Origin of the sequence: Pseudomonas sp. DY-1 (assembly GCF_003626975.1) — a bacterium.
Taxonomy (GTDB): Bacteria; Pseudomonadota; Gammaproteobacteria; order Pseudomonadales; family Pseudomonadaceae; genus Metapseudomonas.
The window spans coordinates 3,522,608-3,544,809 of record NZ_CP032616.1 but is presented as its reverse complement, the minus strand read 5'-3'; the positions used below and the strand labels follow the sequence as shown (position 1 = coordinate 3,544,809).

Below are 22,202 nucleotides of genomic sequence, written 5' to 3'. Positions count from 1 at the left end.
TAACCAGGAGAAGTCTCGTGACTGAGAAACGCTTCGACAACTACATAGGCGGGGAGTGGGTGGCCGGCAGCGGCTACTCGCGCAACATCAACCCCTCCGACCTTGCCGACTGCCTGGGCGAGTACGCCAAGGCCGATGCCGCCCAGGTGGCCCAGGCCATCGAGGCGGCCCGCGTTGCCTTCCCGTCCTGGTCGGTATCCGGCATCCAGGCTCGTTCCGATGCACTCGACAAGGTGGGCAGCGAGATCCTCGCCCGCCGCGAGGAGCTGGGCACCCTGCTGGCGCGGGAAGAGGGCAAGACCCTGCCCGAGGCCATCGGCGAGGTGACTCGCGCCGGCAATATCTTCAAGTTCTTCGCGGGTGAATGCCTGCGCCTGGCCGGTGAAATCGTCCCGTCGGTACGCCCTGGCGTGGCAGTGGAAGTTACCCGCGAACCGCTGGGGGTGATCGGCCTGATCACCCCCTGGAACTTCCCCATCGCCATCCCGGCCTGGAAGATCGCGCCTGCGCTGGCCTACGGGAACTGCGTGGTGTTCAAACCGGCTGACCTGGTGCCGGGCAGTGCCTGGGCCCTGGCCGAGATCATTTCCCGCGCGGGCTTCCCCGCCGGCGTGTTCAACCTGGTGATGGGCAGCGGTCGCGTGGTCGGCGAAGCCATGGTCAACGACAAGCGCGTCGATGGCATCAGCTTCACCGGCTCGGTAGGTGTCGGTCGCAGCATCGCCGCTGCCTGCGTTGCACGTGGTGCCAAGGTGCAGCTGGAGATGGGCGGCAAGAACCCGCAGGTGATCCTCGACGACGCCGATCTCAAACTCGCCGTCGAACTCGCCGTGCAGAGCGCTTTCTACTCCACTGGCCAGCGCTGCACCGCCAGCAGCCGCCTGATTGTCACCGCCGGCATCCACGACCGCTTCGTCGAGGCGATGGCCGAACGCATGCGTGCCATCCGGGTCGGCCATGCCCTGCACAGTGGCATCGATGTCGGTCCGGTTGTGTCCCAGGCGCAGCTGGAACAAGACCTGAGCTACATCGACATCGGCCGCGCCGAAGGTGCCCGCCTGGTGGCTGGTGGCGAGCGGGTGCGCTGCGAGACCGAGGGCTACTTCATGGCTCCGGCGCTGTTCGCCGACAGTGAGGCGGGCATGCGCATCAGCCGCGAGGAAATCTTTGGCCCGGTGGCCAACGTGATCCGCGTGGCCAGTTATGAAGAGGCGCTGGCGCTGGCCAACGACACCGAGTTCGGCCTGTCTGCCGGTATCGCCACTACTTCGCTCAAGTACGCCAATCACTTCAAGCGCCACGCCCAGGCCGGGATGGTCATGGTCAACCTGCCCACTGCCGGGGTGGATTACCACGTGCCATTCGGTGGCCGCAAAGGTTCGTCCTACGGCCCGCGCGAGCAGGGCCGCTACGCCCAGGAGTTCTACACCACGGTGAAAACCAGCTACATCGGAGGCTGATCAACGCATCAGGCACCCGCGGGGGCATGGCTTGCCCCCGTGCTCCATCAGGGACTACCGGTACAACAACAAGCACAGGTAGGAAATGCTCGTGAAGATCAAACGAGTCAGAGTCACCCCCATCGCCTTCCGCGATGCGCCGCTGCTCAATGCCAGCGGCATCCACGAACCCTTCGCGCTGCGCTCGATCATCGAAGTGGAGAGCGACAACGGCTACATCGGCCTCGGCGAGAGCTATGGCGACGCGCCGGTCCTGGCGGTACTGCAGGCCATGCAGGACAGCCTGGCCGGGCTGGACGCCTTCGACCTCAACGGTCTGCGTGCTCGCGTCATTCAGACGGTGGCCCGCCTCGGTCCGGCCGAAGCCGGCGCCGAACTGGCGCCCGGCTCCCACCCCAGCAAGCAGGTGGCCAACGCCTATTCAGCCTTCGAGGTCGCCTTCCTCGATCTGCAGGCGCGCTCGCTGAACATGCCCCTGGTAGATCTGTTGGGGGGCGCCATTCGCACTGAAGTGCCCTTCAGCGCATACCTCTTCTTCAAGTACGCAAAGCACATCGACGCCCCCTATGCGCCGGATTCCTGGGGCGAAGCCCTCAGCGAGGAGCAGATCGTCGCCCAGGCCGCTCGGATGATCGAGGCCCACGGCTTCCAGAGCATCAAACTGAAGGCCGGTGCCTTGCAGCCCGAGCACGAAGTGGCGTGCATCAAGGCACTGAAGAAGGCCTTCCCCGACCACCCGCTGCGCATCGATCCCAACGGCAACTGGTCGCTGGAAACGGCGCTGCGCATGGCCGAACTGCTGGGCGATGACCTGCAGTACTACGAAGACCCGACCCCCGGCCTCGATGGCATGGCCGAGCTGCACGAACGGACCGGCATGCAACTAGCCACCAACATGGTGGTCACCGACTTCGAGGAGTTCCGTCGCAGCGTCGCCTTGAACAGCGTGCAGATCGTTCTGGCCGACCACCACTACTGGGGTGGCCTGCGCGATACCCAGGTGCTGGCGCGGATGTGCGACACCTTTGGTCTCGGCCTGTCGATGCATTCCAACTCGCACCTGGGCATCAGCCTGATGGCCATGACCCACGTCGCGGCGTCCGTCCCCAACCTCACCTATGCCTGTGATACGCACTACCCGTGGCAGGAGGAGGACGAGGAGGTCATCAAGGGCGGCAAGTTGCCGATCCAGGACGGTTGCGTACGCATCACCCGTGCGCCGGGCCTGGGCGTGGAACTGGATCAGGATCAGCTGGCCAAGCTCCACGAACAGTACCTTTCCATCGATATACGAAGTCGCGACGACGCGCGGCAGATGCGCAAATACGACCCGGCTTGGAAAATACGCAAGCCGAGGTTCTGACCCCGTCCGCTGCCTGCGGAATGCAATACGACACCGCGCGGTCATCCCGCGTGGGCTCTTCGACAAGAACAATTCAGAGAGAAGAACCATGGGCGAAGTACTGAAACAAACCCGTGTGCGTTACCTGATCCTGCTCATGCTGTTCCTGGTGACCACGATCAACTACGCCGACCGCGCCACCATCTCCATCGCCGGCTCCACCATGCAGAAGGAGCTCGGCATCGACGCCGTCATGCTCGGCTATATCTTCTCCGCCTTCGGCTGGGCCTACGTGCTCGGCCAGATTCCGGGCGGCTGGCTGCTCGACCGCTTCGGCTCCAAGCGCGTCTACGCCGTGAGCATCTTCACCTGGTCGCTGTTCACCCTGATGCAGGGCTTCGTGGATACCCTGCCGGTGGCCTGGACCGTCGTCACGCTGTTCTTGTTGCGCTTCCTGGTGGGCTTTGCCGAAGCGCCGTCCTTCCCCGGTAACGCACGCATCGTCGCGGCCTGGTTCCCCACGGCCGAGCGCGGCACGGCGTCCGCCGTGTTCAACTCCGCCCAGTACTTCGCCACCGTGCTCTTCGCCCCGCTGATGGGCTGGATCGTCCACAGCTTTGGCTGGGAACACGTGTTCATCGTCATGGGCGTGATCGGCATCCTGTTCTCCGCGGTCTGGCTGAAGTTCATCTTCAACCCGAAAGATCACCCGCTGGCCAACAAGGCCGAAATCGACCACATCGCCGCCAACGGCGCGCTCGTCGACATGGACCAGAACCGCAAGCTGCCTGGCAATGGGCCGAAGTGGGAGCACATCAAGCAACTGGTGGGCAGCCGCATGATGGCCGGCATCTACCTGGGCCAGTTCTGCATCAACGCCATCACCTACTTCTTCCTCACCTGGTTCCCGGTGTACCTGGTGCAGGAGCGCGGCATGACCATCCTCAAGGCCGGCATCATCGCCTCCTTGCCGGCCATCTGCGGCTTCATCGGTGGTGTACTGGGTGGCGTGCTGTCCGACTGGATGCTGCGCCGCGGCCATTCCCTCAGCGTGGCGCGCAAGACCCCGATCGTCTGCGGCATGCTGCTGTCGATGAGCATGATCCTCTGCAACTACGTGGACGCCGACTGGATGGTGGTGGGCTTCATGGCCCTGGCCTTCTTCGGCAAAGGTATCGGTGCTCTCGGCTGGGCGGTGATGTCGGACACGTCGCCCAAGCAGATCGCCGGCCTGTCAGGTGGCATCTTCAACACCTGCGGCAACCTGTCTTCGATCACCACCCCCATCGTCATCGGCTACATCATCGCCGCCACCGGTTCCTTCAAGTGGGCCCTGGTGTTCGTTGGCGTAAACGCCTTCATGGCCGCGTTCAGCTACCTGTTCATCGTCGGCGAGATCAAGCGCGTAGAGCTCAAGGGTGCAAAGACTGACGCTGAGGTTCCGGCAGCCGCTAGCGAAGCGCCTGCCGCGAGTCCAGCCCGTTAATTCGCAGAAGGACAAGGCAATGACTCAACAGAATCTTCATCAGGGCGCACCGCGTATCACCGAACTGCAAGTGGTGCCGGTGGCCGGCCAGGACAGCATGCTGCTCAACCTCAGCGGCGCCCACGGTCCGTACTTCACCCGCAACGTGGTGATCCTCAAGGACAACGCCGGTCACGTCGGCGTTGGCGAGGTACCTGGCGGCGAAGCCATCCGCCAGACGCTGGAGGATGCCCGTGCCTTGCTGGTAGGGCAGTCCATCGGCAACTACCAGAGCCTGCTCAACCAGGTGCGGCAGGCGTTTGCCGACCGCGATTCCGGCGGTCGCGGCCTGCAGACTTTTGACCTGCGTATCGCCATCCACGCGGTCACCGCGCTTGAGTCCGCACTGCTCGACCTGCTCGGCCAGCACCTGGAGGTGCCGGTGGCGGCCCTGCTCGGTGAAGGCCAGCAGCGCGACGAGGTGGAGATGCTCGGCTACCTGTTCTACGTCGGCGACCGCAACAAGACCGAGCTCGATTATCGCAGCGAAGCCGACGCCGACGACGCCTGGTTCCGCCTGCGCAACGAAGAGGCGCTGACTCCGGAAACGGTCGTGCGTCTGGCCGAGGCGGCCCATGCCCGCTACGGCTTCAATGACTTCAAACTCAAGGGCGGCGTCCTGCGCGGCGAAGAGGAAATCGAAGCGGTCACCGCACTGGCCGAACGCTTCCCCGAGGCACGCATCACCCTCGATCCGAACGGTGCCTGGTCGCTCAAGCAGGCAGTTGCCCTGTGCCGCGATCAGCACCATGTGTTGGCGTACGCCGAGGACCCTTGCGGCGCCGAGAACGGGTACTCCGGTCGCGAGGTGATGGCCGAGTTCCGTCGTGCCACCGGCCTGCCGACCGCCACTAACATGATCGCCACCGACTGGCGCCAGATGGGCCACGCCATCTCACTGCAGTCTGTGGATATCCCCTTGGCCGATCCGCACTTCTGGACGATGCAGGGCTCGGTACGGGTGGCGCAGATGTGTAACGACTGGGGCCTGACCTGGGGCTCTCACTCCAATAACCATTTCGATATCTCTCTGGCGATGTTCACCCACGTCGCCGCGGCGGCGCCGGGCAAGATCACCGCCATCGACACCCATTGGATCTGGCAGGACGGCCAGCGCCTGACCAAGGAGCCGCTGCGTATCAAGGGCGGCAAGGTGGCGGTGCCGCAGAAACCGGGTCTGGGTGTCGAACTGGATATGGACGAACTGGCCAAGGCCAATGCTCTGTACAAGTCCAAGGGCCTGGGCGCTCGAGACGACGCCATCGCCATGCAGTACCTGGTGCCGAACTGGACCTTCAACCACAAGCGCCCCTGCCTGGTGCGCTGAGGCAACCAGCGGCACCTGGTTCCTGTGGGAGTGATTTCAATCGCGGATGAATTCGCTCCCACAGGGCCATACCAAGCCTGATACAGAGAACAACAACGGAGTCAGCCATGCAGTTGATCCAACACCAGGACTCTCCCCGCCATGTGCGCCTGCACCCCGACGACAACGTCGCCATCGTTATCAACGAGCAGGGCGTGGCGGAGGGCGGTCAGTTCCCCGACGGCCTGGTCACCCGTGAAGCCATTCCCCAGAGCCACAAGGTCACGTTGGTGGACATCCCTGCCGGCGGTGCCGTGCTGCGCTACGGCACCGTGATCGGCCATGCCTTGAAGCCCATTCCGCGTGGCAGCTGGGTGCGCGAGGAACTGCTGAGCATTCCCGAAGCCCCGGGTCTGGACAACCTGCCCATGGCCACCGCCGTGCCGCCGACGATGGCGCCGCTGGACGGCTACACCTTCGAAGGGTTCCGCAATCCGGACGGCAGAGTCGGTACCCGCAATATCCTCGGCGTGACCACCACAGTGCAGTGCGTCACTGGCGTGCTGGATCACTGCGTCGACCGTGTGCGCAAGGAAGTCCTGCCGAAGTACCCCAATGTCGATGATGTGGTCGCCCTGACCCACAGTTACGGCTGCGGCGTGGCGATCAACGCGCCGGACGCGGTGATCCCGATTCGCACCCTGCACAACATTGCGCGCAATCCCAACCTCGGTGGCCAGGCGCTGGTGATCGGCCTGGGCTGCGAGAAGCTGCAGGCCGAACAACTGATGCCGGGCGACGAGCTCACCGCCGGGCAGGACGAGGAAGCCTGGCTGTTCCGCCTGCAGGATTCCGCCACTAGCTTTGCCGGAATGGTCGAGCAGATCATGGGCATGATCGAGGACCGGCTGAAAGTCCTCGACCTGCGCCGCCGGGAAACCTGCCCGGCGTCCGAGCTGGTGCTGGGCATGCAGTGCGGTGGCAGCGATGCCTTCTCCGGCGTTACCGCCAACCCGGCTCTGGGCGTGGCCGCCGACCTGCTGGTGCGTGCCGGGGCTACTGTGATGTTTTCGGAGAACACCGAAGTGCGGGATGGCATCCACCTGCTCACCCCGCGTGCGGCAACCCCCGAAGTGGCCCAGGCGCTGGTGCGCGAAATGGAGTGGTACGACCGCTATCTGGCCCGTGGCATGGCTGATCGCAGCGCCAACACAACGCCGGGCAACAAGAAAGGCGGCCTGAACAACATCGTCGAGAAAGCCATGGGCTCCATCGCCAAATCCGGCAACAGCGCCATCGCTGGCGTCGTCGCTCCGGGCGAGCGCGTGCGCGGCAAGGGCCTGCAGTATTGCGCGACGCCGGCCAGCGACTTCGTCTGCGGCACCCTGCAACTGGCTGCGGGCATGAACCTGCACGTGTTCACCACCGGCCGCGGCACGCCCTATGGCCTGTCCATGGTGCCGGTGATCAAGGTCTCCACCCGTACCCAACTGGCCGAGCGCTGGCCCGATCTGATTGATGTCGATGCAGGTCGCATCACCTCCGGACGCGTCACCCTGGAAGAGATGGGCTGGGAACTGTTCCGCTACTACCTCGACGTGGCCAGCGGCAAGGAACGCACCTGGGCGGAGAAGCATCGGCTGCACAACGATCTGACCCTGTTCAATCCAGCTCCTGTAACGTGAGCGTCCGCCCTCAGCCAGTCTCGCCTTGTTCTTCTCTAGCTTGCGAGACCGTGGACAGGCGCTGTTTGTTTGGAATGAGAGACCCAGAATGGAACCCAAGATCCTCCACGTCGGCCCGCTGACCGAGCGCTTCAACCAACGCCTGGTCAGCGAACAGCGGGTCACGCAGCTCTGGCAGCAAGGTGACGCGCTGGCCTTTCTCGAGGGACACGGCGCCGAGTTCGACATCGTGGTCACCTCGGCCCGCTTCGGTTGCTCGGTCGCCATGCTCGAGCGCCTGCCCAATGTGCGCGCCATCTGCAGCTTCGGCGTCGGCTACGACGCCATTGCCGTCGACGTGGCGCGCCAGCGTGGCATCCAGGTCAGTTCCACGCCGGATGTGCTCAACGACTGCGTCGCCGATCTGGCCATGGGGCTGCTCATCGACTGCTCGCGGCGCATCAGCGCGTCGGATCGCTTCGTTCGCGCCGGAAGCTGGCCGGCCGGTAATTTCCCATTGGCACGCAAGGTCAGCGGCAAGCGCCTCGGTATTGTCGGTCTTGGCCGCATCGGCAAGGACGTCGCGCGTCGCGCCGGCGGTTTCGACATGCAGGTGCGCTACCACAATCGCCGCCCGGACGCAGACAGCCCCTTCGGTTTCGAGCCGGACCTGCTGGCGCTGGCCCGCTGGGCAGATTTCCTGGTGCTGACCTGTCCCGGCGGCGCGGCAACCCATCACCTGATCTCGGCGCAGGTGCTCGAAGCCCTGGGGCCGGAAGGCATCCTGGTCAACGTAGCCCGTGGCTCAGTGGTGGATGAACAGGCACTGGTAGTCGCCTTGAGCGAAGGGCGCCTGGGCGGTGCGGGGTTGGATGTTTTCGAAGCCGAGCCGCGTGTTCCCGAAGTCCTGTTCGGCTTGGACAACGTGGTGCTGGCGCCGCACATCGGAAGCGGCACTGAAGAAACCCGTTTGCAGATGGAAGAACTGGTGTTCGCCAACCTGCAGTCGTTCCTCGACAAGGGCGAGATGCTGACCCCCGTGGTCTGACACGCCCCACCCTATAGCGGCGGCCGCATCGGGCGGCCCCACTATGCGGCCCCCCGCCACAAGCCGGGCGCCGTTTCCTCCCGCGAAATTGAGCTGCAGATTCGCAGTGCCGGCGCGCCACGAGTGCGCCGTTTTTTTTGTGGAGTGAGACCCAGCAAGGCCCACCATCCCTCACCCCAACCCTCTCCCTTCGGTAGAGGGTTGGGGTGAGGGAAGCTGGCTGGCGCTGGTGGTCAGGCTTGCGGCAATCAGAACTGATAGCTCAGGGTTGCCGAGACGTTGCGTTTCTCGCCGAAGTAGCAGAAGTCGAGGCTGTAGCAGGACGCCACATAATCCTCGTCCAGCAGGTTGTTGGCGTTCAGGCTGAGGTCCAGGCCCTGCATGCCGAGCTTGCCGAGGTCGTAGCCGATAAGGGCGTCGACCAGGGTGTAGGAGGGCACGTGCAGGGTGTTTTCCTTGTCCGCCCAGGTCTTGCCGACGTAGCGCACGCCGAGGCCGGTGCGCAGGCCGTCGAGAGCGCCAGCGTTGAAGTTGTAGTCACCCCAGATGGACGCCATGTGCTTGGGCGCCTGGTTTGGGGTATTGCCCTGGTTGCCGTCGAGCGATTTGGCGTAGGTGATGTCGGTGTAGGTGTAGCTGGCCAGGACCTTGAAGTTGTCGGTGACCTGGGTGTGAGCCTCCAGTTCGATACCCTTGGAGCGCACCTTGCCTACCGACGTATAGAAGTTGTCCTGCGGCAGCTTGGAGGCGACGTTCTCCTGGGTGATATGGAACACCGAGGCGGTGTACATGCTGTTGCTGCCTTCGGGCTGGAACTTCAGCCCGGCTTCCCACTGCTTGCCTTCGGTGGGGGCCAGAGCCTTGCCGGATGCATCGGAGTAAGCGTTCGGGTTGAACGACTCGGAGTAGCTGATGTAGGGCGCGATGCCGTTCTCGAAGAGATAGAGCACGCCGGCGCGGCCGGTGAACTTGCTCCATTGCTCGTCGCTCTTGGTTTGCGCGGTGCGGTTCTCGTCGGAGACGTCTACCCAGTCCTGGCGCATGCCGAGGGAGAAGCGCCACTGGTCGACGTCTATCAGGTCCTGAAGGTACAGGCCGGTCTGCTCCAGACGGCGGGTGTGGTTGTCTTCGGAGAGGAAACTCAGGCTCTCGTTGCCATATACCGGGTCGAAGGCGTTGAGCGGCGTGGAAACGCCAGAGGTCCAGTCCACACGGGTCTTGCGGCGCTGGTAGTCGAGGCCGGTGAGCAAGGTGTGGCGGGTGCTGCCCCAGTCGAATTCGGCCTGCACCATGTTATCGATGATGTAGGCATCCAGCGCTTCGCTGGCACCGGAGAAGTAGCGGTTCAGTTCGTTGCTGTCGGGGGCGGTCCACTGATAGCCATAGACCTGCGACAGGTCGACGTCCGAACTCAGGTAGCGGAAGTTCTGCCGGGCGCTCCAGACGTCGTTGAAGCGGTGCTCCAGCTGGTAGCCGAACATGCGCTGGGTGCGGTCGAAGTCGTCCAGTCCAGGTTCACCGTCGAAGAACTCGCGGCTGATACGCCGGCCGTTGTGCTGGAACAGGCTGCCGTCGGCCGGTACACCGCTGTGGTAGCCGCCATTGGGGTCATGCTGCAGGTAGCCCTGCAGGGTCAGGGTGGTGTCTTCGCTGAAGTCGATGGCCAGGGTCGGAGCGATCGCGTAGCGCTCGTCCTTGGTATGGTCGAACTGCGTGTCACCACCCTTGCCCAGGCCCACCAGGCGGTAGGCGATGCGCTTCTCCTCATCCAGCGGGCCGCTGAAGTCGAAGCCCACGCCTTTCTGGTTCATGTTGCCCACGGTGGCCTGCACCTGGTGGTAGTCCTCGTACAGCGGCTTCTTGCTGGTCAGTGCCACCAGACCGCCCGGCAAGCTGCGGCCATAGAGCACCGAGGAAGGGCCCTTGAGCACGTCGATGCGCTCGAGGAAATACGGGTCCACCTGCATCGAGCTGAAGGTGCCGCTGTCGCCCATGGTTTTCAGGCCGTCGAGGTAGACGTTGTCGACGCTGTTGTCGGCGAAGCCGCGCATGACGATGTAGTCGTAGCGGTTCGAAGCACCCACCTGGCCGGTGAAGATGCCGGGCGTGTAGCGCATGGATTGCTGGACGGTCCTGGATCCCTGGTCGTCGATCTGCTCGCGAGTGATCACCGACACGGTCTGCGACGTTTCCATCAACGACTTGCTGGTCTTGGTGGCGATCTGGCTGTGGGTGGCCAGGTAGCCGTCCTCGCTGCCCAGTGCGTTGCCCAGGGCGAACACCTGGGTGCTGGGCACTTCCAGCGCGCTGCCGGCCGGTATCTCACGCAGCACGAAGCTACCGCCGCCAAGGTTTTCGGCTTGCAGCGAGGTCCCTTCGAGCAGCCGCGCCAGACCGGCTTGCACCGACCAGGAGCCATCCAGACCGCTGGTGCTCAGGCCGCGGGTCTGCTCCGGAGTGGCAGAGAGGTTGATGCCCGCCTCGCGAGCGAAGCGGTTCAGCGCTTCGTCGAGGGCCCCGGCGGGAATGGCGTAGCTGCGGCTGGCCACTGCGGCAGCCTCGTCGGCAATGGCTGAGCAGGGCAGCAACGGTGCGGCAAGGGCGGCGGACAGCAGGGCGCCACGAATGGAAAGGGCAAGGCGGGAAGCGCGGGGTGGGGTCATGAAAGCATCCGTGGGCATCGGCAAAGGTTAATGGGATTCATTCCCTTTGCCGGCGCAGGCGGGAAAACCCGCCAGAAAAAATGAAGATTGTTCGGGAGACCAGGGCGCGGCAGTACTTGCAGGGGCGATTTCAATCGCCAAGGGCGGCGCAGCTGCCCCACGGGAGCGGCCTGTTTCGCGAATCAATTTGCTCCTACAAGAGCCTGGGTCGTGCGCCTGTGGGAGCGATCTCAATCGCGAACATTCGGGATTAAACCCTCTCCTCCACCGTCACCCACCAGCGGGTGCGGTAGTGCAGTTCCACGGGCAGGGTGCGCGGCAGCAGCGCCAACAGCTTGTCGGTGTCGTCCAGGCGGAACACACCGGACAGGCGCCGGTTGGCAATAGCCTCGGCGCAGGCCAGACGACCGTGACGATAGCGCCCCACCTCCGCGAGAAAATCCGCCAGACGCATGTCACGGGTGACGATCAGGCCTTCGACCCAGGCACCCGCTTCCATGTTCGGGCGCTGCACCTGTCGGATGATTTCGTGGGTGACGTCGAAACTCTGGCCTGCTTCGATGACCTGTTTCGACAGGCCGCTGGACGGGGCCAGCGTCACGCTGCCCTGCAATACGCTGAGTCGCGATGCCGCCTTGCCCTGCCGCAGCACGAAACGCGCGGCCTGGGCTTCCACCTGGGCGTGGGCGGTGCGTACTCGCATCGGTGTGGGCTGGATGGCGCTGCTGACGAGGATCTCGCCGCGGCGCAACTCGATCAGCCGTTGCCGGGAGTCGAAGCGGATATCCACAGCCGAATCGGTGTTCAGTTGCAGCTGACTGCCGTCGGCCAGCGCCAGGCCTCGACGCTCGCCTGTGGCGGTGGCGAGGTCGGCGGTCAATCGCTCCCAGGGGGTGATGTCGCGGGTCAGCCAGAAGGCCGCGCCCCCGACGGCAGCGCCGGAGAGCAGCTTGAGTGCCTGGCGTCGACGCAGTCCAGCGCGGGCGTTGTCCAGCACCAGGCCGGCTCCGGGCATGGCCAGCCCGAGTTCACGGTCGAGTTGCTGCACCCGTTGCCAGGCCAGTTCGTGCTCGACCTCCTGCCCGCGCCAGTGCTCGCAAGCCTTTTGCAGGTCGACATCGCCGCTGCCGCGCAGACGCATCATCCAGTGGATGGCCTGACGCACGACCTGCTCGCTCGGGGCGGCGACCTGGCTCTGGGCGCTCATTATTCGAACCTCAGCAGGTAGCAGTGGTACAGGGCGTCCGCCACGTAGCGCTCCACGGAGCGCAGGGAAATGCCCATCTGCGCGGCGACTTCCTTGTGGGGCAGGCCTTCGCACTGTGCCAGCAGGAAGGCGGTGCGCGCCTTCGGCTTGAGACGGTCGAGCATCCGCGCGATGCGCTCCAGCAGTTCGAGGATCAGTTCGCGCTCCTCGGGGGAGGGCGCCTCGGCCTCAGGCAGCTGTGCCAGGGCTTCCAGGTAGGCGCGTTCCAACTCCTCGCGGCGCCAGTGGTCGATCACCAGCCCCCGCGCCACGGTGCGCAGGAATGCGCGGGGGGTACGCAGTTCGAGGTGCTCGCCCTTACCCAGTAGGCGCAGGAACGTGTCCTGGGCCAGGTCCGCGGCATCGGCGGCATTGCCCAGCTTGCTGCGCAGCCAGTTCTTTAGCCAGCCGTGATGCTCGCTGTACAGCGCCTGGAGGGTGACATGGGGAGAGGACATTGAGGCCACCGCGACATGCGATACAAATGAAAATTAATCGCATTTTCATTGTGCGCCTGGGCTTTTGCAACAGCGACCTTAGGTCTTGCCTGATACGCACGCTCCGCTAGCGATACCAGCGCGGCGTGTACACCCAATCCTCGCCATTGCCCTTTGGCACCCGGCGGGTCAACGACGAGCCGATGATCACCAGGGTGCGCATGTCCACCTGCTCCGGCGTCAGCTCGCCGAGGCTGGTGAGGATGAGTTTCTCCGCCGGGCGGCCGATGTCGCGGCCCAGCACCACCACCGTTTCCGGGCGACGGTGGCGGGCGACGATTTCCAGGGCGCGGCCCAGTTGCCATGGGCGGGCGCGGGAAATGGGGTTGTAGAAGGCCATGGCCAGGTCGGCAGCCGCGGCGTGGTCGAGGCGGTCCTCGATCACTTCCCAGGGCTTGAGGTTGTCTGACAGAGAAATCAGGCAGAAGTCATGACCCAGGGGCGCGCCGGCCTTGGCGGCAGTGGCCAGCGCCGCGGAAACGCCAGGGAACACCTGCAACTCGACCTGCAACCAGCGTGGATCGCGGGATTCATCCAGGGCTTCCAGCACGGCGGCGGCCATGGCGAATACGCCCGGGTCGCCGGACGACACCACCACCACGCGGCGACCGTTTGCCGCGAGCTCGAAGGCATGGCGGGCGCGCTGGAGCTCTTCGCGATTGTCGGTGCAGTGCGCCACCTGGTCGGGGCGCAGTGGGCCGGCCATGCGGATATAGGTCTCGTAACCGAGCAGGTCCTCGGCCTCGTCCAGTGCCTGGCGTACCGCCGGCACCATGAACTCGGCGGCGCCGGGACCGAGGCCGACCACCGTGAGGCGGCCACGGGGCTGGCCGAGCAGCGCCGAGTCCACCGGCTCGGTCGCGAGGTAGAGGCGAATGCCATGCGCTTGCTGGTGCAGGGGCGGCAGGGCGGTTTCATCGGTGATGAAGCGCAGGGGGACATCGAGTGCGGCGGCAGTCGTGGCCAGGTCGGCATCCACCATCCGTGAATGGTCCGCCACCAGGCACGCCAGGGACCGCTCTGCCAAACCGGCATCGGTGAGCACCAGACGAACAGCCTCCGCGTCTGCCGCGCCGTCGATGCGGGCGATAGCCACGCGGGGGTGGATCAGCAGTTCATGACGTTCGGCTGCGCGCGCGTTGGCGGTGATGTGGATGACCCGTTGTGCTTCATCCGCCAGTGGCAGGTGAGCCTCTTCCAGCCAAGGTGCTGCACCCTGCACGCGCACGGATTCACCACCCAGAAGGTCGGACACGAAGCGCTTGCCCTGTTCGATGTCAGCCAGCACATAACCCTTTGGCGGATCCAGCAGGCAGGTACCGAAGCGCAGTTCGCCGCTGGTGGTGATGGCCGGCGCCACCTCCAGGATCGTGGCGATTTCCCGCGCCATGCGATTCACGCCGCCGATGCCGCCAAGCAGGGGCACCACGGCGCTTCCGTCCTCGGCCACCGCCAGCACCGGCGGTTCGGCGCCTTTATTCGCCAGTAGCGGAGCCAGGGTGCGAATGACGATGCCGGCGGCGCACAGGGCGATGATCGGCGTGTCGGTGCGGTAGAGCTCGCGCAGGGTTTCGCCGAACTCGGCGTAGCTGTCGTCGGCACCTTCGACGCGCCCGGACAGGCCGAGGATGCGTGCCTGTGGATAAAGCGCCTGGATGCGCTTGGCGATGGGCACGCCGCCGTTGCCGAGGAGGACGATGGCCGGAGGGTTATGCATGGCAGAGTTCCACAGGTAGCGTGCGCCGTGCGCACCGGAAGTCGTTGGCGCGCTGGCGCACCCTACGGGCACGGACATCCCGAACGGCATCAGCCTCTCCACTTCTGGCCGGGGATGACGATCATCGAGAAGTAGGGCGAGGCCATGGGGTCCACCTCATCCAGCGGCACGATGCGCTGGTTGGTCATGGTCGCGCGCTCGACGTAATGGGCACGGCTGGCGATGCCGAGGTCCTGCAGAACCCGGCGCACCTTGTCGAAGTTGCGCCCGAGCTTCATCACCACGGCCGCTTCTGCGTCCGCCAGGCGCGCCTTGAGTTCTTCCTCCGGCAGCACGCCGGAGAGCACTGAAAGACTCTGGTTGCGGTACACCAGCGGCACGCCGAGCACCGCCGCGCTGCCCAGCATGGAGCAGACGCCGGGCACCACTTCCACGTCGTAACGCGCGGCCAGGCGGTCGTGCAGGTACATGTAGGAACCGTAGAAGAAGGGATCGCCCTCGCAGATCACGGCAACGTCACGGCCGGCTTCCAGATGCTGGGCGACCTGTTCGGCGGCGGTATCGTAGAAGTCGCTGATCACCGTCTCGTAGGACAGCGGCGGCTCCAGCTTTTCGGTGGTCACGGGGTACACCAGCGGCATGCGCTGCTGGGCGTCGGTGAGGTGCTGTTCGATGATGCCGAACGCGTTGCCGCCCTGACCCTGGCTGGCCTTCGCCTTGGCCACGAAGTAGCCCACTACAGGTGCCGATTGCAGCAGGCGCAGTGCCTTGAGTGTGATCAGTTCCGGGTCGCCGGGGCCCACGCCGAGGCCGATCAGCCGTCCTTTGCCGTTCATCATTCCACCTCCGTGGCCAGTGCGTTGACCGCTGCTGCGGCCATGGCGCTGCCGCCGCGACGGCCCCGCACGATCACATAGGGCACGCCGCGGCTGTCGGCGGCGAGCATGTCCTTGGATTCCGCCGCGCCGACGAAGCCCACCGGGAAGCCAAGGATCAGCGCCGGTTTCGGTGCGCCGGCATCGAGCATTTCCAGCAGGTAAAAGAGCGCGGTGGGAGCATTGCCGATCACCACCACGCTGCCTTCAAGGTGTTCGCGCCAGTGCTCCAGCGCCACCGCCGAGCGGGTGTTGCCCAACTCGCGGGCCAGCTCCGGAACGCCGGGATCATTGAGGGTGCAGATGACTTTGTTGTCTGCCGGCAGGCGTGCGCGGGTAATGCCCTCGGCCACCATGCGTGCATCACAGAGAATCGGTGCGCCGGTGGCCAGGGCGGTGCGGCCGGCGGCACCGGCGCCGGGTGAGAAGCGCAGGTCTTCCACCACATCGACCATGCCGCAGGCGTGGATCACTCGCACTGCGAGTTTTTCCAGGTCCGCGGGAATGCCGGCCAGTTTGGCCTCGGCGCGAATGATGGAAAAGGAGTTGCGATAGATCTCCTGACCATCGCGGATGTACTCGATCATTGGGTGGAACTCCAGGTGTCAGGAGGGGAGGCCAGGCGTTCGCCGGCTTCCTTGAGGCTGATGTCGCGCGCTAGCAATCGGCCAAAGCCGACGCCGCCGCGCTGGTATAGGTCATATTGGCCGGGGCCCGTGGCCAGAAGGGTAAAGGGCGCCACATGGGCCGAGGCGCAGGAGCGCGGGCAGCCGCTGAGGTGAACCACCGCGCCTGGCGGCAGCAGCGCCGCCAGGGCCAGGGCATCGGACTTGGTATCCGCCAGCCCCCTGGCGCAGCCAGCCGAACCGGTACAGGCAACCAGTCGCGCCAACGGGGCGTTCGCATTGGTTGCCAGACCGAGGTCATGCATTGCTTGCTGGACCGCTTCGGGATCACGGGCATTGGGCAGCAGCACCGATTGCCAGGGCGTCAGACGCAGGTTGCCGTCGCCCAGGCTGTCGGCGAGATCGGCCAGTGCCTTGAGTTGCGTGGCATCCAGCCGGCCGAGGGCGGGCGCGCCACCGACATGGCGGCCATCGTGAATGCCGAGATGGGCAAAGGGTTGCGGGGCGGGTCTGTGCCAGTCGCCGACGGGCAGCAGCGGGACGTCCAGCCGCTGTTGCAGACGCAGCAGCAGGTCGCCCTCCGGGTGTTCCGCGAGCAGGTGGCGCATGCGCGTCTGCTCGGGCGTCGCCAGTTCGAGGAACAGGTCCAGCAGGGCCTCTACCAGTGCGGGTACCTGGGCGCGCGGTACGGCGGCCAGGGCAGGGACGTCACCCGTCGATTGCGGTGGGCAGCCCGCCAGGCCGAAGGCGAACTGCGCATGGTCGCCGGTGCCCATGGCCGAGACCCAGAGATCGTGGGGGTGTTCCAGCATTGCCATCGACTCGCCGCCGTCCAACAGCAGGGCGAACTTTGGCGACAAGGCGTGGAAGTGCGCCTTGTCCTGCAGCAGCGCAAGAATCCGCGCGGCCAGGGGCGAGATATCCACAAGGGCGGACGGGTCGAGTCCGGCGAGCGGACTGACCATCAGGTTGCGTACATCGTCGGCGCCGGGGGAGTCCGCACCCAGGCGCGCGGCGAGCAAGGCGTCGATCAACGCCTGTTCGGCGTCGGCCTTCACGCCACGAATCTGCAGGTTGGAGCGATTGGTGGCTTCGATCACGCCGCTGGCATGCTGGGTTGCGGCTGCCGCAATGGCGCGGGCCTGATGCGAATCCAGGCGGCCGCAGGGCAGTTTGATCCGGCAGATGCCGCCGTCCTTCGCCTGGACGATACGCAGCAGCCCCGGGCATGCCGAGGGGCGGACGGATGGCGCTGTGGGCTGGGCGTGTTTCACTCAGGTCACCATGGTTGGCGTCGCGGCGACCCGGTTCCCTGATACAGGGACAACGTTGCATCGATACACCCCGCTCGATGCGTACACACGCGACTGGTTCCATCGGCAGGTCTCCTGGCTGGCAGGTCGTCGTCCCGTGCGGCCTTCCCGGAGTGTTTCCAGTGACCAGAATGCATGGACTCGCTGCTTACAGTTGCGGGGGCAGCCACGGTTTATCCGTGTTCCCTTTAAGCCGGAGCGATTGTGTGCCGCGCCGGCAACCGATGAAGGGCGCTATTATGCCCGCTTTGCCCGGACCTATGAAAAGGCTGCCTGTCGGGAGCCGAATGGTCGTGCTTTTCTGGAATCGAGGACAGCGAATGCAGCCCTGGCTGACAGTGGTGGGAATAGGTGAAGACGGCTATGCGGGTCTGGGCAAGGCCGCGCGCCGTGCCTTGCTGGCTGCCGTCGAAGTGGTCGGAAGCCCGCGCCAGCTCGACCTGCTGCCGCATTGCATCCGGGCCCGCCGCAACCCCTGGCCAAGCCCCTTCTCGCTGGCCCCGGTGCTGGAAAAACGTGGCACACCAGTCTGCGTGCTGGCCAGCGGCGACCCCATGCTGTTCGGCGTCGGCGCCAGTCTGGCGCGGCAGGTTGCGGTGGCCGAGATGCAGGTGATTCCCGCGCCCTCGTCCTACTCGCTGGCGGCCGCCCGCCTGGGTTGGCCATTGCAGGACGTGACCCTGCTCTCCGTCGTCGCTCGTCCCCTGGCGACGCTCAATGCCCATCTGCACGACGGTGCCCGCCTGCTGGTGCTGAGCAACGATGGTTGCAGTCCGGCGTCCATTGCCGGCCTGCTGGCCGAGGCGGGTTATGGCCCCAGCCGCCTTGTCGTGCTGGAGCATCTTGGCGGTGAGCGTGAGCGTCGTATCGATGGCATCGCCCGCGACTGGTCCCTCGACGAGGTTGCCGCACTCAATTTGGTCGCCATTGAAATCCAGTCCGGCGAAGGCGCGCGCTCACTGCCATCGACCACCGGTCTGCCGGACGACGCCTATCGCCACGACGGGCAGCTCACCAAACGTGACGTCCGTGCCATTACCCTGGCGCGTCTGGCGCCGCGTCCCGGCGAACTGCTCTGGGATGTCGGTGCCGGATGCGGCTCCATCGGTATCGAGTGGATGCGCGCGCATCCGAGCTGCCGGGCCATTGCCATCGAAGCCAACGAAGGCCGCCAGGCGCACATCCGCCATAACCGCGATGCGCTTGGCGTACCTGCGTTGCAGCTGGTCGCGGGCCAGGCCCCGCTAGCGCTGGAGGGGCTGCCAGAGCCGGATGCCATTTTCATCGGCGGTGGCGTCACCGAACCGGGCGTTCTGGATCGCTGCTGGAACCAGCTCAAACCGGGCGGCCGCCTGGTTGCCAATGCCGTGACGCTGCAGAGCGAAGCGATGCTGGTGGCCTTCCGTGAAAGCCATGGTGGCGAGCTCACCCGTATCGCCGTCGCCCAGGCCCAACCATTGGGCGGCTTCGATACCTGGCGCTCGGCCCTGCCGATCACGCTGCTGGACGTGGTGAAGCCTTGACTCCGACCAGTGTGGAACAACGATGAAACGCATCCTGCTGCTGGGCGGCATCACCGAAGCGCTGGCGCTGTCGCGGCGTCTCGGTCCCGATCATGTCTACAGCCTCGCTGGCCTCGGTAAGGTGCCGGACGACCTTGCCTGCCAGGTTCGTGTCGGCGGTTTTGGCGGAGCGGAAGGGATGGCCCGTTTCATCGAGGAAGAAGGCATCAGCCTGCTGGTCGATGCGACTCATCCCTATGCCGCTCAGATCAGCCACAACGCCGCGGCAGCTGCCGAGCTGGCCGGCATTGCCTGTTGGGCGCTGCGGCGCTCCGGCTGGCAGGCAGGCCCTGAAGATGACTGGCGTGATGTGGCCGACTGGGCCGAACTGATTGCCGTCCTGAAGGATTTTCGCCGCCCCTTCTTCACCCTCGGCCGCGAGCCGTTGGAGCATCTGCATGAGATTCCAGCGCAGCAGCACTGGACGGTGCGCTGCCTGCAAGGCCAGCCTGCCGGCCCGCGCTACGAGGTGATCGGTGCGCGTGGTCCGTTCAACCTCGACGGTGAGCGCGAGTTGTTCGCCCGATTGGCAAGCGATGTGCTGATCAGCAAGAACAGTGGCAGCCAGTCCACCGAACCCAAGCTGCAGGTGGCGCGCGAGCTCGGGTTGCCGGTACTGATCCTCAAGCGCCCGGAGCTTCCCGCCGTGGCCCGAGAATTTGATTCCGTCGAGGGTCTCTGGCAGTCCCTCGCTACCTACCTGGAAACACCATGACCGCAACACCCTACGCCCGCGTGCTGTTCGCCGGGCCGGACCTCTCTGAAGGCGCCTTCGCCGAACTTTTCCGCCGCCAACTTGGCGCCCTGCATGGCGACGAGGCCCTGGCCGATATCGTCGATACGAGCTCCGGCTACGAGCCACTGTGGCAGCGCGTTGAAGAAAGCCCGCGCCCGCTGCTGGTGATCGATCTCGAACCGCAATCCTCCGCCCAACACCTGGACTGGTTGCGCAGTGAGCTGGCTGTTTTGGAGGCCCCTGAACACGTCTTCGTCGTCAGCCTGCTCGGCCAGTTCGACAGCGACCCGGCCGGCGCTGCCTGTGCGCTGGCCGAGCGCCGCGAACTGCACCTGGACTGCGTGAACGTACCCGCGCTGCCAGAGCAACACGCCTGGTCCTGCATCCCACCCCATGCTCGCCGCCTCCTGCTGTGCAACGGCCCGCGCTGCACCCGCCGCGGCGCCCTGCCGCTGTGGAAGAAACTGCGGGAAACCCTCAAGGCCGCCGGCAAACTGGAATGCGACGGCGGTGTACACATTACCCGCACCCAATGCCAGTTCCCGTGCGACCTCGGCCCGACCGCCAGCCTTTACCCGGAAGGGGAGTGGTACCGGATTCGCGATGAGGAAGAGGTCCTGCGCTGGGTGCAGGAAAGGATTGTGGAAGGGCGGTCGGTGCCGGACATGTTGATGAAGGTCTGATCGGTACCTGGAGCCGCATACCAAGGCACCCTCACCCCAACCCTCTCCCGGAGGGAGAGGGGGCTGGCCTAGAGCTCGGAAATGACTCGGTACTCCGCTTCCAACTCTTGCGCCAGTTTCTTCGCCCGACCTAGCCTGATCGGCCCACCTTCGATATCCACCAGCAGCGTCGGGCAGCCCAACGGCACCAGCGCAGGCCAGTCCTTCAAGCGCCCATCGGTAAGCACCAGCAGACGCTGCTCCTCGGCTGGTTTCTGTCGTTGTCGACGCGCCAGCCAGGTGGCCGATTGCTGCAGGGCATCAATCAGTGGCGTGCCGCCGCCAGCGCCGAGTTCGGCGAGCCAGTGATGCAGGGCGGGGGACGCTTTTTGACCTTGCCAGAGCCACTTGGGCTGACGGCCAGTGGCGTGCAGCACAGCGAGGCGCGCACGTTGGCGGTAAGCCGCTTCGAACAGGCTCGTCAGCAACCCTTTGGCCTGTGTCAGGGCGCCGTGGCGGCGGGTAGAGGCGGAAGCATCCACTACCACCAGCCAGAGTTGCTCGGGGCGCTGGCTACGCGGCGCGCGGATCAGGTCGGTGGCTTGGCGCGGGCGGCCGCGCAGCAGCGTCGGTAGCCACTGGATGGCCCCCACCAATCCCGTGCGGCGAGCGCCGCTGCGACCGTTGCCGAGAGTGCCGGGTCTGGGCCGGGCACCCGCCCCTGTGACCGTACGCGGGCGGATGCTCAGGGCTTTTTTGGCCAGCGCGGCAGGTCGCGCCGTTCTCCCATCGGCACCGCCTGGGCGGGCAACTCGCCCCATTGGCCTTCGCCACTGGAGGTTTGGGGCTGGGAGCTGACCGGTGAAGATTGCGGTGGCTGCTCGGCCGTTGTCGGGGCGTGCGTACGGCGGTGGGCGAGGGCAAAGTGTTCGACGGCGTCGATGTCCTCGGCGTCGATCCGGTCGGCACCGCGCCAGGCGGCATGGGCCCGTGCGGCGCGCAACCAGACCAGGTCTGCGCGCATGCCGTCGACGCCGGCGGCGAAGCAGCGCCGGGCGATCTCATCCAGGGCAGCATCGTCCAGCGGAATGCCGGGCAGACGCACGCGGGCGTCCTGGCAGCGCTGGGCCAGGGTCTGTTGCTCGCCACTCCAGTGGACGGTGAAGGCTTGAGGATCGGCATCGAAGGCGAGTCGGCGGCGGACGATCTCGGCGCGCTCGGCGGGCTGCGGCTGACCGTTCTGCAGGACCTTGAGGCCGAAGCGGTCCAGCAGTTGCGGGCGCAGTTCGCCTTCTTCGGGGTTCATGGTGCCGATCAGCACGAAGCGTGCGGGATGGCGGTGGGAGATACCGTCGCGTTCCACCTGGTTCACGCCGCTGGCGGCCACATCCAGGAGCAGGTCCACCAGGTGGTCGGGCAGCAGGTTGACTTCATCCACATAGAGCACGCCGCCGTGGGCCTTGGCCAGTACGCCGGGGGAGAAGCGCGCACAGCCTTCTCCGAGGGCGGCGTCCAGGTCCAGGGTGCCGACGATGCGTTCTTCGCTGGCGCCCAGGGGCAGGGTGACGAAGAGAGCTTCCGGCAGCAGGTCGGCAATGCCCCGCGCCAGGGTGGACTTGGCCATGCCGCGCGGGCCTTCGATCAACACGCCGCCGATGGCGGGGTCGATGGCGGCCAGGTAGAGCGCCAGTTTCAGTTGGTCGGAACCGACCACTGCGCTCAGGGGAAAGTGGGGAATATCGGTCATGGCTGTGTCCTGCGGTGCCTGGCGGGCATGGTAGCGAAAGCCTGGGGCGGCCGATAGAAATCAGTGATTGAACGCGGCACGGCGATGCAGTAGGTTAGCCAGCATTCGCTTTGGAGATTGTCATGCCGCACTTCGCTTCCACTTCGCTCATCGCTCGCCCGGCCAAGGCCCAGGCGTGTGTGCGTGTGGCTGCTGCGGCCAGCTATTTCTATG

Annotated in this window: 18 protein-coding genes and 1 riboswitch; of the genes, 9 read left to right on the top strand and 9 right to left on the bottom strand. The window is 65.6% G+C overall.

The window, feature by feature from the left end:
* The first annotated feature begins 17 nt into the window (after positions 1-17).
* The 6 genes from D6Z43_RS16755 to D6Z43_RS16730 all read left to right on the top strand — a co-directional run bounded on the left by D6Z43_RS16755 (position 18) and on the right by D6Z43_RS16730 (position 8,345).
* The gene (locus D6Z43_RS16755) at positions 18-1,460 is read left to right on the top strand and encodes an aldehyde dehydrogenase family protein (RefSeq protein WP_120653270.1); all 1,443 of its coding nucleotides are present in this window, start codon (positions 18-20) and stop codon (positions 1,458-1,460) included.
* A gap of 91 nt (positions 1,461-1,551) precedes the next feature.
* A complete protein-coding gene (locus D6Z43_RS16750) occupies positions 1,552-2,823 on the top strand; it encodes a glucarate dehydratase family protein (protein WP_120655292.1) in 1,272 nt (423 codons plus the stop codon).
* Between the two features lie 88 nt (positions 2,824-2,911).
* Positions 2,912-4,288 carry an MFS transporter gene (locus D6Z43_RS16745; RefSeq protein WP_120653269.1) on the top strand — a complete coding sequence of 459 codons (1,377 nt, stop codon included), beginning with the start codon at positions 2,912-2,914 and terminating at the stop codon, positions 4,286-4,288.
* A 19-nt stretch (positions 4,289-4,307) separates the two neighbouring features.
* Complete coding sequence (gene gudD / locus D6Z43_RS16740) at positions 4,308-5,654, top strand: glucarate dehydratase (RefSeq protein WP_120653268.1); 1,347 nt, start codon at positions 4,308-4,310, stop codon at positions 5,652-5,654.
* Between the two features lie 107 nt (positions 5,655-5,761).
* The gene (gene garD / locus D6Z43_RS16735; RefSeq protein ID WP_120653267.1) at positions 5,762-7,318 is read left to right on the top strand and encodes a galactarate dehydratase; all 1,557 of its coding nucleotides are present in this window, start codon (positions 5,762-5,764) and stop codon (positions 7,316-7,318) included.
* Positions 7,319-7,406: 88 nt separating this feature from the next.
* Positions 7,407-8,345: a 2-hydroxyacid dehydrogenase gene (locus tag D6Z43_RS16730; protein ID WP_120653266.1), complete on the top strand. Its 939-nt coding sequence runs from the start codon at positions 7,407-7,409 to the stop codon at positions 8,343-8,345.
* A 248-nt stretch (positions 8,346-8,593) separates the two neighbouring features.
* On the opposite strand, the gene D6Z43_RS16725 is transcribed toward D6Z43_RS16730, so the two are convergent.
* From D6Z43_RS16725 to cobG, 7 genes are all read right to left on the bottom strand, one after another.
* Entirely contained in the window at positions 8,594-11,026 is a 2,433-nt protein-coding gene (locus D6Z43_RS16725) for a TonB-dependent siderophore receptor (RefSeq protein ID WP_120653265.1), read from the bottom strand.
* 232 nt (positions 11,027-11,258) lie between these two features.
* Positions 11,259-12,215, bottom strand: a complete 957-nt coding sequence (locus D6Z43_RS16720) for a FecR domain-containing protein (protein WP_120653264.1) — start codon at positions 12,213-12,215, stop codon at positions 11,259-11,261.
* Positions 12,215-12,712 carry a sigma-70 family RNA polymerase sigma factor gene (locus tag D6Z43_RS16715; RefSeq protein ID WP_120653263.1) on the bottom strand — a complete coding sequence of 166 codons (498 nt, stop codon included), beginning with the start codon at positions 12,710-12,712 and terminating at the stop codon, positions 12,215-12,217. The genes D6Z43_RS16720 and D6Z43_RS16715 overlap by 1 nt, the downstream gene beginning before the upstream one ends.
* Positions 12,713-12,818: 106 nt before the next feature.
* The gene (gene cobJ / locus D6Z43_RS16710) at positions 12,819-14,468 is read right to left on the bottom strand and encodes a precorrin-3B C(17)-methyltransferase (protein ID WP_120653262.1); all 1,650 of its coding nucleotides are present in this window, start codon (positions 14,466-14,468) and stop codon (positions 12,819-12,821) included.
* An 89-nt stretch (positions 14,469-14,557) separates the two neighbouring features.
* Positions 14,558-15,307 (bottom strand): precorrin-2 C(20)-methyltransferase, encoded by a 750-nt coding sequence (locus D6Z43_RS16705; protein ID WP_120653261.1) that lies wholly within the window; start codon positions 15,305-15,307, stop codon positions 14,558-14,560.
* Positions 15,304-15,930, bottom strand: coding sequence for a precorrin-8X methylmutase (locus D6Z43_RS16700; protein ID WP_120653260.1), 627 nt, complete (start codon positions 15,928-15,930; stop codon positions 15,304-15,306). Before D6Z43_RS16700 ends, D6Z43_RS16705 begins: the two co-directional genes overlap by 4 nt.
* Positions 15,927-17,243 carry a precorrin-3B synthase gene (gene cobG / locus D6Z43_RS16695; RefSeq protein ID WP_120653259.1) on the bottom strand — a complete coding sequence of 439 codons (1,317 nt, stop codon included), beginning with the start codon at positions 17,241-17,243 and terminating at the stop codon, positions 15,927-15,929. Before cobG ends, D6Z43_RS16700 begins: the two co-directional genes overlap by 4 nt.
* 86 nt (positions 17,244-17,329) lie before the next feature.
* Positions 17,330-17,523: riboswitch (cobalamin riboswitch) on the bottom strand.
* Positions 17,524-17,602: 79 nt separating this feature from the next.
* Between cobG and cbiE the strand changes: the two genes are divergently transcribed.
* Genes cbiE through D6Z43_RS16680 form a run of 3 tightly spaced genes read left to right on the top strand, consistent with a single transcriptional unit; the run spans position 17,603 to position 20,263 of the window.
* On the top strand, positions 17,603-18,805 hold the full coding sequence (gene cbiE, locus D6Z43_RS16690; RefSeq protein ID WP_120653258.1) for a precorrin-6y C5,15-methyltransferase (decarboxylating) subunit CbiE: 1,203 nt from the start codon (positions 17,603-17,605) through the stop codon (positions 18,803-18,805).
* Positions 18,806-18,827: 22 nt separating this feature from the next.
* A complete protein-coding gene (locus D6Z43_RS16685; protein WP_120653257.1) occupies positions 18,828-19,559 on the top strand; it encodes a cobalt-precorrin-6A reductase in 732 nt (243 codons plus the stop codon).
* Positions 19,556-20,263: a ferredoxin gene (locus tag D6Z43_RS16680; protein WP_120653256.1), complete on the top strand. Its 708-nt coding sequence runs from the start codon at positions 19,556-19,558 to the stop codon at positions 20,261-20,263. Before D6Z43_RS16685 ends, D6Z43_RS16680 begins: the two co-directional genes overlap by 4 nt.
* 68 nt (positions 20,264-20,331) lie before the next feature.
* Here the strand turns inward: D6Z43_RS16680 and D6Z43_RS16675 are convergent, their stop codons facing one another.
* Positions 20,332-21,063: a VWA domain-containing protein gene (locus tag D6Z43_RS16675; RefSeq protein WP_120653255.1), complete on the bottom strand. Its 732-nt coding sequence runs from the start codon at positions 21,061-21,063 to the stop codon at positions 20,332-20,334.
* On the bottom strand, positions 20,988-21,989 hold the full coding sequence (locus tag D6Z43_RS16670; protein ID WP_120653254.1) for an ATP-binding protein: 1,002 nt from the start codon (positions 21,987-21,989) through the stop codon (positions 20,988-20,990). The genes D6Z43_RS16675 and D6Z43_RS16670 overlap by 76 nt, the downstream gene beginning before the upstream one ends.
* Positions 21,990-22,202 lie beyond the last annotated feature (213 nt).